The 16,314-nt window shown below is 37.3% G+C and carries 14 protein-coding genes; 3 read left to right on the plus strand and 11 right to left on the minus strand.

Annotated elements, in window-relative coordinates:
• The first annotated feature begins 33 nt into the window (after positions 1-33).
• Complete coding sequence (dusB, locus tag AC07M3_RS14425) at positions 34-1,059, plus strand: tRNA dihydrouridine synthase DusB (protein ID WP_307011442.1); 1,026 nt, start codon at positions 34-36, stop codon at positions 1,057-1,059.
• 37 nt (positions 1,060-1,096) lie between these two features.
• Here dusB and AC07M3_RS14430 read toward each other — a convergent pair whose 3' ends face one another.
• Together AC07M3_RS14430 and AC07M3_RS14435 are read right to left on the minus strand one after the other, a co-directional pair.
• The gene (locus tag AC07M3_RS14430; RefSeq protein ID WP_494567606.1) at positions 1,097-2,143 is read right to left on the minus strand and encodes an NAD(P)H-dependent flavin oxidoreductase; all 1,047 of its coding nucleotides are present in this window, start codon (positions 2,141-2,143) and stop codon (positions 1,097-1,099) included.
• Between the two features lie 117 nt (positions 2,144-2,260).
• A complete protein-coding gene (locus AC07M3_RS14435; protein WP_133747112.1) occupies positions 2,261-2,962 on the minus strand; it encodes a VIT1/CCC1 transporter family protein in 702 nt (233 codons plus the stop codon).
• 250 nt (positions 2,963-3,212) lie between these two features.
• Between AC07M3_RS14435 and AC07M3_RS14440 the strand changes: the two genes are divergently transcribed.
• The gene (locus AC07M3_RS14440; protein ID WP_494567607.1) at positions 3,213-4,433 is read left to right on the plus strand and encodes a tetratricopeptide repeat protein; all 1,221 of its coding nucleotides are present in this window, start codon (positions 3,213-3,215) and stop codon (positions 4,431-4,433) included.
• 1 nt (position 4,434) lies between these two features.
• The gene (gene wecB, locus AC07M3_RS14445) at positions 4,435-5,577 is read left to right on the plus strand and encodes a non-hydrolyzing UDP-N-acetylglucosamine 2-epimerase (RefSeq protein ID WP_494567608.1); all 1,143 of its coding nucleotides are present in this window, start codon (positions 4,435-4,437) and stop codon (positions 5,575-5,577) included.
• On the opposite strand, the gene AC07M3_RS14450 is transcribed toward wecB, so the two are convergent.
• The 9 genes from AC07M3_RS14450 to AC07M3_RS14490 all read right to left on the minus strand — a co-directional run bounded on the left by AC07M3_RS14450 (position 5,562) and on the right by AC07M3_RS14490 (position 16,257).
• Positions 5,562-6,482: an alpha-amylase family protein gene (locus tag AC07M3_RS14450; RefSeq protein ID WP_494567609.1), complete on the minus strand. Its 921-nt coding sequence runs from the start codon at positions 6,480-6,482 to the stop codon at positions 5,562-5,564. The two genes, wecB and AC07M3_RS14450, sit on opposite strands and share 16 nt — an antisense overlap.
• Positions 6,460-8,304, minus strand: coding sequence for a hypothetical protein (locus AC07M3_RS14455; protein WP_494567610.1), 1,845 nt, complete (start codon positions 8,302-8,304; stop codon positions 6,460-6,462). Before AC07M3_RS14455 ends, AC07M3_RS14450 begins: the two co-directional genes overlap by 23 nt.
• Entirely contained in the window at positions 8,301-9,554 is a 1,254-nt protein-coding gene (locus tag AC07M3_RS14460) for a glycosyltransferase family 2 protein (protein WP_198495337.1), read from the minus strand. The genes AC07M3_RS14455 and AC07M3_RS14460 overlap by 4 nt, the downstream gene beginning before the upstream one ends.
• Positions 9,541-10,437 (minus strand): hypothetical protein, encoded by an 897-nt coding sequence (locus tag AC07M3_RS14465; RefSeq protein WP_092706494.1) that lies wholly within the window; start codon positions 10,435-10,437, stop codon positions 9,541-9,543. The genes AC07M3_RS14460 and AC07M3_RS14465 overlap by 14 nt, the downstream gene beginning before the upstream one ends.
• Complete coding sequence (locus tag AC07M3_RS14470) at positions 10,437-11,180, minus strand: hypothetical protein (protein WP_494567611.1); 744 nt, start codon at positions 11,178-11,180, stop codon at positions 10,437-10,439. Before AC07M3_RS14470 ends, AC07M3_RS14465 begins: the two co-directional genes overlap by 1 nt.
• 193 nt (positions 11,181-11,373) lie before the next feature.
• Positions 11,374-12,816, minus strand: coding sequence for a cryptochrome/photolyase family protein (locus AC07M3_RS14475; RefSeq protein ID WP_494567612.1), 1,443 nt, complete (start codon positions 12,814-12,816; stop codon positions 11,374-11,376).
• 116 nt (positions 12,817-12,932) lie between these two features.
• Entirely contained in the window at positions 12,933-13,415 is a 483-nt protein-coding gene (locus tag AC07M3_RS14480) for an FKBP-type peptidyl-prolyl cis-trans isomerase (protein ID WP_003650377.1), read from the minus strand.
• A gap of 136 nt (positions 13,416-13,551) precedes the next feature.
• Positions 13,552-14,838 carry an NAD(P)/FAD-dependent oxidoreductase gene (locus AC07M3_RS14485; RefSeq protein WP_092706488.1) on the minus strand — a complete coding sequence of 429 codons (1,287 nt, stop codon included), beginning with the start codon at positions 14,836-14,838 and terminating at the stop codon, positions 13,552-13,554.
• A 99-nt stretch (positions 14,839-14,937) separates the two neighbouring features.
• Positions 14,938-16,257, minus strand: coding sequence for a D-alanyl-D-alanine carboxypeptidase PBP6B (locus AC07M3_RS14490; RefSeq protein ID WP_494567613.1), 1,320 nt, complete (start codon positions 16,255-16,257; stop codon positions 14,938-14,940).
• Positions 16,258-16,314: the final 57 nt, after the last annotated feature.

Consider the following 16,314-nt stretch of genomic DNA (forward strand, 5'->3'; position numbering starts at 1 on the left):
ATACTATGTTGATCATCAATTGTATGAATATATATGTATATTGGTCCCTATCAACTGTCAAATAATTTAATCGTTGCTCCTATGGCTGGAGTCACTGACCGTCCATTTAGAACGCTCTGTAAGTATTTTGGCGCAGGCCATGCAGTCAGTGAAATGATGACTGCCGATAAGACTTTGCAGATGAGCAAGAAAAGCCTCTACCGTGCAAATTTTGATGGGGAACTTGCTCCAATCTCTGCACAAATTGCCGGTTCTGATCCTGAGCAGTTAGCTGAGGCTGCACGTCATCAAGTGGCAAATGGCGCCCAAATTGTTGATATTAATATGGGATGTCCTGCTAAAAAAGTATGTAATAAACTCGCAGGTTCAGCTTTATTACAAGATGAAGATTTGGTGGCACGAATTCTTGATACGGTAGTCGCTGCTGTTGATGTTCCTGTTACATTGAAAACCCGATTGGGATTTTTAAATGGTCAAGAAAATATTTTAAGGGTAGCAAAAAGGGCAGAAGAGGCAGGAATTGCTGCACTCGCCTTACATGGTCGTACACGTGAAGATATGTATTTAAATACAGCGCGGTATGATTTGATAAAACATGTCAAAGAATTAATCAATATTCCACTTATTGCAAACGGGGATATTGATAGCCCTGAAAAAGCAAAATATGTACTCGATTACACTGGTGCAGATGCCATTATGATTGGTCGTGCTGCTCAAGGCCGACCATGGATTTTTCGTGAAATTGCTCATTATTTGAAAACTGGAGAGCATTTAGCGGCACCTAATATTGAAGAAGTTAAGCAGGTGTTACTTGGACATTTATCAGAACTTTATCAATTTTATGGTGAATACTCAGGATGCCGTATTGCCCGTAAACACATTGCTTGGTACACAAAAGGATTGCGTTCAAGTAACGAATTCCGCCAAAATATGTATAAAGTTGAAAGTACGGCTGAGCAAGCAATAGTGGTTGAAAACTATTTTAATCAGTTATTGGCTCAAGGTGATTTGATGAGTGATGTGCAAGTTGAGCAGGTTAATTTATTGCAAACTCATTAAATAAAAAAGCCAGTATCTTCACTGGCTTTTTAAGGTCTTACTCATCTTCTAATATTTCTACCACTAACTGGTTAATCAGGTCAGCAGCATCTAGTTCTCTTATTTGCGATACATTACTACCTGCCCAAAAAGCACCATATCCATAGTCTTGATGTTTGCTTGCAATCGCATTTAACTGTTTCGCTAAATCATAAGCATATGGATATTCTGGTTGAGGAGGGCGATTTGGTAAATCAATTTGTGTATGCCAGTGGTTCAATAGACCACGGGCTGGACGACCAGAAAGACTCGCACTAATTTGTGTTACTGGTTCATTAAATAAAGCTTTACGATATTCAGTAGATGCATTGGATGATCGACATTGAACAAAAGCGGTCCCGAGTTGAACAGCCGCAGCTCCTAAGCTCAACATATGGCGCGCTTGTGCTCCATTCATAATTCCACCAGCAGCTACGACAGGCAACTTACAGTGTTTTACAATAAGCTGGACTAAATCGCTGGTTTTGATGGCTGCATCAAAGGTTTTATTAAAGATTCCTCGATGACCACCTGCTTCAATACCTTGAGCAATAATAATATCGATGCCAGCAGCTTCAATTGCTTGTGCTTCAACCAAATTGGTAGCAGAAACCATTGTTAAAATTCCTGCATTTTTTAAAGCCTGAATTTGATGGGAATGGGGAATACCAAAATGGAAACTAACAGCTTTAGGTTTTGTTTCTAGTACGACATTTAAAAAGTTATCGTTATCAAGAAAGCTTGGATAAATGCATTTTAAATTTTGAGGAGGTTGCTCACCAAACTTTTCAAATTGTGGACGTAAATATTCAATCCATTGTGCTGAAGTCTGAGGATTAAGTTGCTCTGGTTGATGGCAGAAAAAATTAACCTGAAAAGGTTTCTCTGTAAGTGTTTGGGTTTTTAAAATCTGTTCGCGCGCACTTTGTGCCGTGTTTGCTCCGAGTCCTAATGACCCAAGTCCACCTTGATTAGAAACTTCCGCGGCAAGTTCGGGGGTAGATACACCTGCCATGGGTGCAAGAAAAATTGGATGTTTAATTTCAAGTTGTTGTAACAGGGTCATTTTATTCACCTCATTTCTTTATGTTCACCATAACGTGAAATTTGAATCAAGAGCAAATAATATTGGCTATTTAGTTTTTAAATATTTAATTATTGAACGTTCATAAGTTCTATTTTTTTAAAGTGGAGTAACATTAAATAATGAGCCAATCCAACTTGAAAAAGCCATTGCTAGAATACCCCACAATGTAATGCGTAAACTGCCTTTAAGTTTAGATGTGCCAGCAAAATAACTTGAAAGGGCACCTAAGATAGCTAAAGCAATAATCCCTGTAACGAGAACACTTTGCATAATTAAATGTTCAGGAGTAAATAAGATTGCGAGCATCGGAAAAAAAGCGCCAAAAGAAAACGATGCGGCGGATGAAAGAGCGGCTTGAACTGGGTTTGCAGCCGTATTTTCATGAATACCAATTTCATCACGGGCATGCGCACCTAAAGCATCATGTGTTGTGAGCTGTATCGCAACCTCTTTTGCTAATTCACTTGAAAGCCCTCTAGAGATATAAATTTGAGTTAACTCATCTAATTCTTTCTGAGGATATTTTTTTAATTCTTTTTCTTCAATTGCTAAATCTGATTTTTCAATATCTTCTTGAGATTTAACGGAAATATATTCTCCGGCAGCCATTGAGGTTGCACCAGAAATTAATCCGGCAATACATGTAATTAATAGAGTGTGTGAGTTGGCTCCACTAGCTGCCATTCCCATAATTAAGCTAGTAACAGAAATAATTCCATCATTGGCTCCTAATACGGAAGCTCTTAACCAGCCTGAACGGTGAATAGCATGATGTTCTACATGATGTGGAAAAGCCATAATTTTTCCTTATAAATTCTTTATAGATGCTATGAAATTTTACAATTTATTGATCAAAAAATATGTCATTATTATAGAGATTTTAGCGATAAGACAGAATAGATTAATAACAAAAAATGGAGACTAAGTTATTTATATAAAACATCGTTAACCTAAATTAACGATGTAACTCATTATTTTTAATTATGATATTTATTGATCATTTAAAAAAATTGCCCCCTAATAACTCTAATTTACTGTAGAGGTGAAAATGAAAAATAGCAAAACAATAAAATCTCTAACCCGTTCCTTTATCGTTATCGGTTCGCTTTGTCCAACTTTAGGCTTCTTAACTATTGAAACTACATTTGCCCAAGAAATCGTTAATCAAGAATATAAACCCGGTAACCCGATTTATGATAAATGGGACCAATTTTATAAAATTGAGAAGACTCAGCCTGAGAATGCTGAGAAATTATTACTCGAACTTGGAGAGATGACTCCACAAGATATTAAGGTATGGAAAAGCCTAACCTATTTGCAGATTAGGCTAGGTAAACAAGACGCTGCTTTACAAAGTCTAAGAAAAGCAGGGGCATTAGATCCAGCAGATGACACTTTAAAACTACAAGAAGCCTATCTACTCAATTCGCAAAAAAATAATAAAGAAGCTTTGGTGGTTTTCAAAGAGCTTACAACATCTAAAGATGCTGATATTGCCAATAAAGCGACACAAGCCGTAAAAAACCTAAGTGGAGGAGAGGTGAAAACTTACTTCCGTGATGTTTATTTTGCGCCTTCATATGAGTCACGTTATGACGATGTGATTTTCCCACTCAAAGCCCGTTATGGTAAAAACTTTGATAATGGCCGAGCACAAGTTTATGGCTTTTTAAACTTAAACCGTGATACTCAGTCTCAAGGCGGAGTACGTCCTGAAATTATTGATGAAAATGCAGTGACGCTAGGGATAGGCGCTAATTATCAACCTTGGACTTCAATCCCTATACGTGCATATCTAGAAGTTGGCGGAAGTTATGATCTGATTGACCGAAATAGAGATAAATTTCGTGAAAGTGTAGTTGGTGGGGTGACAGGTTACCAAGAGTGGAATTCTCAAAATAATTGTAATAATTCACTTTGCTTTAATGATTACTTCACCGACTTGTATGGTAACGCGGCAACTTATTCGAGAGAGGATTATAACGTTATTGGGGATTTACGCTTACGTACGGGTTTAAATGTATATAAGGGTGAGAATGGAACTGTCCAAGCTTATGTGAAATTGCATGGCTTAGCTGATAGTAAAGATGAATATTACAATAACTTATTTGAATATGGCCCAGGGATTTCATGGCAGCCTTTTAATTATCAACCTATAAAATTACGTGTTGAACGACTATATGGCAATTACTTTAAAGATGTGCCAGTAAATACGAAAGATCATTACAACAATACGCGAGTAGAACTCGTTTTTTATAAGGATTTCTAAAATGAAGAAAATTTTTATATCTATTGTATTTGGAACCCGTCCTGAATTAATCAAACTTGCCCCTGTTATTTTATTGGCAAAACAAGATTCACGTTTTCAAGTTGAGGTTATTTTTACGGGGCAGCATGATGAGTTGGTAAGGGATGCGATAGATTTCTTTGGGGTTGAAATTGATCATCGTCTTAAAATTATGAATGCGGGACAAAGTCTAAATCAGTTATTAATACATGGTTTAAGCCAAATCGAACAAGTATATACAGATGGTCAGAAAAGAGATGCAATTGTTATCCAAGGGGATACAACGACTGTTTTAGCGGCAGGTTTAGTCGCGTTCTCTATGAAAGTACCTGTTGCGCATGTCGAAGCGGGTTTACGTTCTTATGATTTAGATCATCCTTTTCCTGAAGAAGGGAACCGTCAGTTAGTTTCCCGTATTACAAAATGGCATTTTGCTCCGACTGAACAATCAAGACGGAACTTACTCAATGAACAAATATCGCCAGAACTGATTACTGTTACAGGCAATACGGTTGTAGATGCGGTGTATTTAGGACGTAAATTAATTTCTGAAAAATCTGGTTTGAAGAACCAGCTTGAACCTTATGGAATTCAATTAAAGCAAGATGACAAAGTTGTGCTGATTACGGCCCATCGCCGTGAAAACTTTGGTGAAGGAATTCAAAACATTTGTAATGCAGTTGAGCATTTAGCAAAGGGGCATCCTGACTTACATTTTATTTGGCCAGTTCATTTAAACCCTGCCGTGCATGATGTAGTCCATGAGAAATTTAAAGACCACGCTCAAATTCATCTTGTTAAGCCGCTAGACTATCCAAGTTTATTAGCAGTCATAGACCGATCTACATTTATTTTGACCGATTCGGGTGGCTTGCAAGAAGAGAGCCCATCATTTAATAAGCCCGTTTTAATCTTGCGAGATACCACAGAACGGCCTGAAGTTGTTGAAGTTGGAGCAGGTGTTTTGGTCGGGACCAACCAACAAAGAATTATTGAGGAAGCCGAAAAGTTACTCACCGACCAACAGCACTATGAAAAAATGGCGCATGTAGAAAATCCATTTGGTGATGGGCAAGCTGCTCGGCGTATTCTTGACCAAATTGCACAATCTTATGAATTAACATAATTGTGAATTAAAGGTTTATTCTCACTTACGGAGGTATTCTTACCACCATAAGTGAGGCGATACCACAAGCTCACAATATTGACGCACCAACGGTTCATATAGTGTGGCCCATCAAAAATGTAGACAGTTTTTCCTTCATATGCTTTCAGTTGAGAAATAATTTCCCAAGGATAGGCAGCTCTAAATTGTCCATTTTTTTTAACTCTAAAAGCTTCTAGCACTATAATGACTTTATCTTTTCCAAGCTTTTGTTCAAGCTGGTCTAAAATATGTTTGGCTTGCTGAGGGGACCTTACACCTACGCCAACCCCATCTTGGAAGAAAACACCGTTATGTTCCGGTAACCAGCTTTTAACCCATAAATCGTAATTTTCAGGTTCGCTTTCACCACTATAAATACTTACCCAAACTGGTACTGGAAGTTTAGCTAAAACCTGACCTAAAGCACTGACTCGTAGCCAAGTCGGATCTGCTTCTACCGGAAAATAATAACCTTTAGGCACCGTTTTTTGCTCTTTTATAATTTCGGTAGATTTTTCGCCTAACTCAGTTACATTTGCCCGAGCTTTAGGTTCATTATATTCGCCTGCTAAGCCTAAGATTAGATTTTTAGCCCACGGCTCTTGTTTAATTTTTTCTAAATTAATTGCTTTTTCCCATTGAGGAAAGTTTGATTCTTTCCACCATGATTTAGACTCAACAACAGACCATTGAGGGACAAATGTGTTAACACCCAAATAATGCCAGTTTCCCTCTGGTGGTGTCGTGTTATTGTCAGGTTGCCAAAAAATTCCTTCAATACGAGGGGCTTGTCCTTGATGTCTGAACAACCCCGCACCAGCCATAACACTACATATAATTAAAATAATAAAAGCAGCTATTTTAATTGGTATCTGTTTTTTCATTATTTCGTCTTAACCAGTACCACAAGAAGATAATTATTATCATAATTGCAGAGATAATCACAACTAATAAGAAGAAAGAAGATTGTTGGACTAAAGGTGCTTTTTGATTTCCGACAATGAGTTTTTGTAAAACATAAATATTTCCATTTTCTGAAACCAACATTTTTGTCACGTTATTTGGAATTTTATGCTGTATTTTCTCCCAAAGATGCATAAAGCTTTGTGCGCCACCTTCTGAGTCGGTAATCACATCAAAACGGTTATTGTTATAACTCACAATAAAACCATTAACAGCAGCAGGTGCATAAATAATATCTTGATGCATTAATACCTGTTGTCGATAAATATCTTTATTCACACGGACATTTATGGATTGAGGTGCATTTGGTGAGAAACGTACAAGGTTTAGCGGAATAGGAGCGTCTGTTAACAACATTTTTTTAGCAACTTGGCCCAGAATAATAGCAATATTTAAAGCGCCAGATTGGTCATCAATGGCAATGGTCGGAGTAGTGGCCAGAGTCATAGAAATTGCAGCTACTCCATTTTTGAGTTTATGTGGGAGTTTTACTGTCGATTTGGCTGTATCAATCCAGAGTGAACCATGAGCATTAGGTAAACACTGAGAATTGGCGATCACTGAGTTTTCAAGTTTTAGGCTGAAATTGGTTGTATTTGAAATCGCTTTTGCAAAAATATTGAATTGTCGATTTACTGGGTCTGAAGCAAGGTCAGCTGTTTTCATACTTCCTGCTAACCCACCATCAAGCCAGGCTGTAATATTTGAACCTTGTAATAAACCACTTTGAATACGAAGAGCGATCTGTCCTTGCAAAATATCAGTGGGTTGCCATACAGCAGGGAAATCAAGAAATAAGTTTTTTTCAGCATGGTTCAATCTGAAATCTTCAATGCCTAAGTCTGCAAGTGTATTAATTTTCTTAAATTGGGCCCAAGCTGGGTTTGAAATAGTCGTTGGAAAAATCGCACTTCCTGTATTAAGTTGCTGCACATAAGAGGGATTAATTAATCCATTTATGGCCGCAGTGAGTTCTTGTGGCGTGTGATAGGTAATTGAAAGAGTCGGCACACCTTCTGCTGGTTTTGCAATTTGTACTAAGGCACCCCCTTTGAGTGGCGTAGCTGAGCGAATCACTTCAATAATAAAATTTGTTTCAGGGTTTAAGTTGGTTTGACCTGAATCAACCCATTCAATTGGCGTTATTGAGGTCCACGAACTTGCTAATCTAGCCAGCATGGAAGCTTCTACAATCTCTTTACGGTTATATTTTAAAATACCAACAAATGGAGTAGGCCGTCTCGCTTGTGGATTAGCTAAAGCATCTGGTAAGTCTTTCAAACGGTATTCATTACGAATAGGCGTAAAATCGAGTTGAGAATTACTTAAATAAGTTAAGTGATCAATATCTTCAGAACAAAAAGAATCCTTAGTTTGATTCAGAGTGGTGGGTTTCGCATATTGCTGAATAATAAAATCTAAACGATGAAAGCCACTCTGACTTGCTGGGATATCAAATTTGAATTGACCGTCCCCACTCAGCGTAGTGTTATAAATGAGTTTATCATCATATTTTACGAGTAAAGTTGTTTCACTTTCAGTGGAATAATCACTTGAAAACTGAATGTTTTGCCACTGAGCACCTTTTCCAATATAGAAAAAATGGGGCTCGACCGTATATTTAGTGGAGGTACTAATATCGTCTAGTTCCCATGTGTTTGCATAACTAGAAGCCACAAACATGAAACTGGTGCTGGCAAGGAGTGCTTGAACCATTTTGTAGAAATTAGAAGAGTATTTCATTTTTTTTTCTCCTTGCTACGTTCCGTTTTGTACCATTGAAGGGAGTTGCCCTGTATTTTATTTTTAAGCATGTCATATGCCGCTTTAAATACAATAAATAGAAATATTTGTGAGTAAGTTACATAAGATAAAACAGAGTAAAAATAGAGTTCTGGTTTGGCCCTTTCTAAAGATAGGGTAAACCACATTTGTGCAACGTACAGGCAAAACGAGAGGCCCCACAATAATGTGAATGGACCAGGAACCGAAATACCTGCAATACCGAGTAACCCAAGGGCTAAAGTAATATGACTCCAGAGTAATGCGGGTACGAAAAGTACGTAGCACATAATGTTATTCAGAATTTCAATTCCGATAGGAAAAGGTGTTCTTAACGCTACAGGTAAATATTTACGAGTCACATAAAAATTACCTTGAGTCCAACGTGAGCGCTGTTTAATAAATACACTCAAAGATGGTGGATCTTGCTGCCAACCAATTGCGTAGGGTACCCATTTAATTCGTTTTTGGCCGATAAAAATCCGGAAGCTCATTTCAGTGTCATCGACCAATGATTTCTCATCAAAACCACCTAAGGTTTCTAATGCATCACGCCAAATGACATAGTTGGTACCCATCAATGTCGATAGTTGGAAACGTTGCCAGCGGCCGCCTTGAAATATCCATTGGAAAAAGATGAACTCAATGGCAATAAAGCGAGTCAAAATACTATCTTGCCAATTACGAGTCCTGACTTTGCCATTTACAGCCACTAATTTTTTATCGGCAATTAGCGTTTGAGCTAAGAGACGTACACAATCAGGCTCAGGTGTACTATCTGCATCATAAACAACAATGAGTTCACCTTTGGCATGGGGTAAGCCATTATTAAGCGTTCTAGATTTACCTTTGCCTCCCATTCCTTTAGGAACATTGACAATTTTTATGCAAGGATAAATCTGCGCTAGATTTTCGGCAATTTCTAGGGTGTTATCTTTAGAACCATCATTAATGAGCAAAACTTCATATGCTTCGGCTGGATAATCCTGCTGAGCGATTGCATGTAAAGTATCTTCAATTACTACGCCTTCATTATAGGCAGGAATCAAAACACTCAAAACAGGCCATCTATCTGGCACAGGAAGGTTCTGCAACTCTTTTTCTGCTGTTTTTGAATATTTCCAAGCTTGATAACTTAACCAAGCCCAAAATGCTTGTGGAATCCAGATTCCCAAAAAACCAAATAGGAAGAGAATATCAATGGGGGCCATTTGATTTAACCCTCCTAATAATAGACGAGATCAGCAATAACAATAAAATCAGCCCAACTACCAAAGAGATCCATGAAATATAGCTGCCGAAGGTACCAAGAAGGTCAGGATAGGTACTGGTTAAAATCAAATCGAGTGGTACTACGACTGTGCTTAAAGCAATAAAGATGTATCCAATAAAACTAGTTTTTACATGTTCGGGCGTACTTATGTAATTGATATGATTAAATCGCCATGATATTCCGAGTTGAGGGTATCGAATATTTGTGGTTGGTAAATCAGCAGGAGGATTGATAATAATTTCATAACCCGAAACATGACCATCAAAACTTTTAGCCGAATAAAATAAGTGCTGTTTTTGTCTAATCTCTCTAGAGGGCAGAGGAAGTATCGAAGGATTGAACTGAACAATATAGCTGCCCGCAGTTTGTGAAATTAGGTTTTCATCCCAACCTGTAGAAACAAAAGCAGCCATTGGTCGTAATCCAATTGCGGTGGAAAATGTCGCTTTTGCTGCAAAATATTTAGGCTGTTCAGGTTTGAAAAGTACAATAGGAATTGCACCTTGAGTGACAGCTTCTTTTAATAAGAAATAATGAGAAAAGCTAAAAACTTCATCTGGTAATATGATGCCGGGCTTTATACCTGTATGAATAAGCCTTTGAAAACTATCCGAACTGATCTGGTCAATTGTAAAGACAGGCCACCATGTGTCCTGTGATGGGAAAAACATGGAAAGGTCATTAATATTCTGAACTTCGGTTTTTGTTTGTTCAGCTTTAATTTCACAATGATAATATTGACGATAGAACTGCTGCAAAGTGCCATCTGGATATTGGCTAGATGCAATAATAATTCCACAAATATTAAGAAGATTAGACATTAAGTAATCTCCTCTTCAGGTGGAATCTGAATAACTTTATATTCGACTTCAAGCCGCAAAGTCATAATTTCTTTTAGCTTTTTAATAAATTCAGGTTCTTCCTCAGTTTTTTGCTTGCGAATAACAATACTGTATATCGTTTCTAGATCATCATCTGCAAACTGGAAAACAATTTCTTGTGGATGATGCTGGCTCAAAATTTTAATCATTTCATTTTGAGTGGTTTTCCATACATCATCGCCTAACATTTCTTTAATTAAGCTTCGGTTGAGAATTCTAATTTCAAAGACTTCATAGTCTTGTATGTTATGATGATCAAGAAGTTTAAAGAAACTACGTTGGAAATATTTGAGTGCGCTAAGCGGGAAAATATCACGGCGGTAATTTCGATCATAACTCTGTATATCACGATATTTTTGAACGTTAATTTCAATATTGTGGCGTACAGCACTAAGAAAAAGAGGAATAAGGGGAATAATAAAAAGTAAAAGGAGCTGACGTTCAATATGAGTTTGTGCACCCAAGTCGAGTAGAAAATATACTGCAACGCCTACGAAAGCGATTAAACCAACAATTAAAGATGCGCCGACTTCTAAAAAAGCACCCGAAATTAAAAGAATAAGAATAAAAATCCAGCTTCCTCTAAAGCTTACAGGCAACCACTCATATGCCACCATTCCCATAAAGAGGTGAGCTGCAATAATCCATAAGACGAGTGTTCTACCTGGGTTCTTTTGTTGCATGCGAGCTCTGGCTACCTTTTTTTGTAATGTTAATTTTTATACTTTTCTAATGAACTGTGATGTTTTTTGAATTTATTGTTGTGTTTGTCCTTTTATAAATCCCTTTATAATCATTTTTAGAGTAAAGTCACAATATAGTCAAATTTCTCGTTTTTTTTTAATCAAAAATAAACACAAAAGACAGAAGTGGCGTCTAAAGATTCTTGAATGTTTCAATTGCGTTGATACGCGTTTCTTTTAAATCAACAATTGGCTTTGGATAATTCAATTGAAGATTAGTTTTGGTTGAGTAGGGTTCATGAATTATTTTATTGTCCAGATGAGCTAATTCATTCACCCATTGACGAATATAATCTCCATTTGGGTCAAATTTCTTAGATTGAGCAATAGGGTTAAAAATTCGGAAATACGGTACAGCATCAGTTCCAGTCGATGCACACCATTGCCAGCCACCATTATTCGCAGCTAAATCACCATCGATTAAGTGTTCCATAAACCATTGTTCACCAACTCGCCAATCGATGAGTAGGTTTTTACACAAAAACATAGCGGTAATCATGCGGACACGATTATGCATCCATCCTGTTTTTTGTAGCTGGCGCATGCCTGCATCAATAATCGGTATGCCTGTTTGGCCATTTTGCCATGCGACCAAATGCTCTTGATTATTTTCCCACTTAATATTTTGAGTATTTTTCTTAAAAGGATAGTGTTTAGAGACGTGCGGAAAATCAAATAAAATATGTTGATAAAATTCACGCCAAAGAAGCTCATCTAACCATATTTGCTGGCCTTCATTTGATATATGAAAGTTGCCATGTTCAGCTCGAAAAAGGGCTTGTAAACATTGACGAATAGATAAAATTCCAAGATTTAAATACGGAGAAAGTTGGCTGGTTCCTTTTACATTTGGAAAGTCACGTTCTAATTTATAATCAGATAAATGATCTTCAATAAATAAATCGAGCTGCTCCAGAGCAAAATCTTCTCCAGTCGGCCATAAATCTTGTTGGTCTTTCGAAATTGATGAGTCAAAAAAAGCGTCAACATCTTCTAGATCTAAACTTTTTATATTTGAATAAGACTCTGGATAGGCTTTTTGTTTCTCAGGAATTGGATAGCACTGAGGCAAACCACTTATATCTAGTTTTGAATAACAAGCTTTTTTGAATGCACTGAAAACTTGATATGGTTGCTGTGACTGATTGCGAATGGAACGTAAAGGAAAAATCGTACGATCATGAAATAAAAAAAGCTCTTTACTCTGCTGATTTAAAGCCTGTTGTACAGTTTTATCTCTTTTCAATTCATTCACGCCTACTTCTATATTTGAGTAAACATTTTCGATATTGAGTTGTTGAGCGAGTTTAGAAATATAGTCTGCAATATCTTTCCAGTAGGGAATGACTTGAATGATAAGTGGAATATTAAGCTGTTCTAATTCTTTTTTGAGTTGTTGAAGCTGGCGTAAATAGAAATTAATTTTTATAGGCGCATCGTGATGTATTTTCCATTGCTCAGGCGACAAAATAATTAACCCAATCGAAGGGCCTTGTTGGCAGGCATGCCATAACGCAGCATGATCCCGAACTCTCAAATCCTGACGAAACCAAATAAGCTGATTTACGTTTGACATGAAAGATACCTTTATAAAGTTGAGTGAGTTAGATTTTTGTTATCAAGATATTATATAAAATAAAGACATAAAAAAAGCAAAGCCGAAGCTTTGCTCTTATCATCTTTACAGATGAATTAGTGGTGATGACCACCCGCACCGTGTACGTGACCGTGATCTAATTCTTCTTCAGAAGCTTCACGGATTTCTACGATTTCAACTTCAAAAGTTAAATCTTGACCAGCAAGTGGGAAGTTAGCATCAACAACAATGTTGTCGCCTTCAACCGCTTTAACAGTTACGATCTGTACGCCGTCGTCTGTTTGCGCTTGGAATTGCATACCAGGTTGAATGTTCTCAACACCTTGGAACATTTGAGCTGGAACTTCTTGAACTAGATCTGGGTTATATTCGCCATAACCTTCAGCTGCTGGTACATTAACAGTAAATTTTTCACCAACAGTTTTACCTGTTAATGCATTTTCTAAACCAGGAATGATATTGCCTGCACCGTGCAAATAGGCAAGTGGTTCACCTTGAGATTGATCAAGTGTTTCACCCTCAGCGTTTGTTAATTTGTAGTGGAATGAAACCACGTGGTTATTTGCAATAGCAGTCATGTTTTTGATCCATTCAATCAATTAAAGCGTACATCATAAAGTGAAAAATAAATTTTGTAGACTACAAAATTTGAATCTTTAACACTTTTATATAATGCGTTTTTATCTAAATAGGGATGAACTTAAAAAATTCAACTCAATATAGTTTAATTTTTGGACGTACACGTCTTGTAAGTAAATCTTTCATTGTGAGTAGTCCAGCTTGGGTGTACCCGTGAATCGTTGCTTGATGTAAACGATATAAAGATACGTACATTGTTTTGGCAATATATCCTTGCACACTTACATCGCCAAGTAATTCTCCAACGGCTTTATTACGGCTTAAAGACACAAGCGAACCTTTGTCGTTAAAGCTAAACATGGGTTGTGATCGGCCATTAAGTCGAGCAGCCATAGCATCGACTAAAAAGCTCGCTTGTTGGCTTGCAACTTGAGCACGCGGTCCAAGTGGAGGATGTCTTGCATCAAGTTGGCAACGGGCGCAATCACCAAAAGCAAATACATTTGGGTCGGAATAGGTTTGTAATGTTGCGTAGACCATCAGGCGGTTAATATTATCGCGTTCAAAATCAGTAAAGCTTTCTAAAACTTTTGGTGCTTTTACACCAGCAGCCCAGACGGTAATATCACTTTTTAATTGATCACCATTACTAAAATAGATGGAATGCTCATCAATTTTTTCAACGCGATGTTTGGTTAAAACTTCAATGCCCATTTTTTTGAGCTGTTTTGCACTATGCTCAGCTGTTTTTTCACTAAGGGCAGGTAAGATACGCTCGGATGCTTCAATCAATGTAATTTTGACTTGGTTTGGGTGAATCTTTTTTAAACCATATCGATAAAAGTTTTTAGTGGTTTCAATTAACTCGGCAGCAAGTTCTACACCTGTTGCACCAGCACCCACAATCCCAATATTTAAAGTCCGCTGATTTGGTTGATTTTGAGCTTCAATGTACAGATGTAATAAATCTTGCTGGAAAATATCGGCTTGTTTTCTGCTGTCGAGGAAATGACAGTTTTCACGGACACCTGCCGTATTAAAGTCATTTGACACAGAACCAAGCGCTAAAATAAGCGTGTCGTAACTCAATTGCTGAATATTGGTATTTTGTTCTTTAGAAACCTGAGGGGGAATTAAATCAATTAATTTTTTATCTTTATTGACCCCAACTAATGTTCCAAGCACAAATTCATAGTGATGCTTTTCTGCATGTGCAAAATAGTTAGTTTGTTCTTCGTGTGGATTTAAAGATCCGGCAGCAATTTCATGAAGTAAAGGTTTCCAGATATGCGTCAGGTTTTGGTCAATTAACGTAATCTTCGCTTTATGAGTTTTCCCAAAAGTTTCACCGAGTTGTGTCGCAAGCTCTAAGCCTCCAGCACCACCACCAACAATTACAATATGATGTAAATTTTGGGTCATTTTTATCACCTAATTATTTTTCTATAAAAAAAAGATGGCTGAATTATGCCATCTTTTATTTATAAAATTTATTGTGCATCTGTGCACAATTTGATGTTTTTAGTGTGAATCTACAGGGTAGAGTTTTGCAGAACTATGTTCACTCGATGAAAAAATAGAGAAGAGGCTAGAAAACCACATCATGATTCTTTGGAAAATATTGGCTTCTTCAATATGTACGTTATCTTCAATTTGAAGACTACGGATCAGCTGGTTGTTTTGATAAATAGATACTGTTGCCAAACTCATGACTTTCATTAATGGCGCGGTTAATTGTTTTTCATTTAGTTCAATGTTTACATGTGTTTGAGTCTTTTCGAGTGGAGCAATCACTTTTGGCTGTAAATTACTATCAAGTACTTGAATGCGTTGAGTCACATTGTCAAAAGTATTTAAGTCAATTGGTGCTGGGTCTGCATATAGCGACGTCGTTACAATCGTCGGCTGCTTTGTTGCGACCTTAAACATTTTTAAAGTCGATTTTACAACAGGCAGTTCGGCAATTAATTTCTGCTCAGGAATGATGACTTCATCGCGTGTATAGGAATAAGCAAGATTCATTAATTTATCTGCAATCTCAGCTCGTTTTACCGCACTCGGTGTACCTAAAACAATTACCAATAAACGTCTTTGAGCTAAGTCAGATGAGAATGAAGGACGTGAAGCCGTTAATGCCAAATTATAACCAGCTGCTTTAGTGTAACCAGTTTTTAGACCGTCAACAGATGGGTCATATTTCAATGCAAGGTTTGTTGCATGATGGAAGCGTTGGTTGTAGCTAAAGCTTGGCATTTTTGAATAATGTAAATATTCAGGAGTTTGTTTAATTAAAGCCTGACCTAATAAGCTTAAATCATGAGCCGTAGTGTAATGATCAGGCATCGTAATTCCGGGAGGATTACTAAAATGAGTATCTTTCATACCCAAAGCTTGAGCTTCCTGATTCATACGTTGTACAAAGTGAGGCACATCACCAGAAATTTTTTCAGCTAAAGTCACTGCTGCATCATTCGCAGACATCACAATTAAACCTGCCAATAGCTGATCAACTGAAATTTGTTCACCAGCTTTAAGATACATTTGTGATTCATCCCACTGCACTACACTTACTACCGGTGTTGCAGTAATGATTTCTTCTTTTTTTAGCTTTCCAGCTTTAATCTCTTTTAAGGCAATATAAGCAACCATCATTTTGGTTAAAGATGCTGGTGCGCGCTGCACATGGCTATTATGCTCGGCAATAATTTGACCCGATTGAGTATCTACAATAGTCCATGCAGCGGCTTCAACACTTTCAGGTGCAATATTGAGTAACGCAGCATTGGTTAGGGTGGTGCAGAAAATACTGAAGAGGGTAAAAAGAGATAGAAAAAATTTCACGGATGACCTTAACTTTTACTGGCAAATACGGGACACAGATGAACAGCATGCTATGCC

It is taken from the genome of Acinetobacter sp. GW821-FHT09D10, assembly GCF_059416285.1.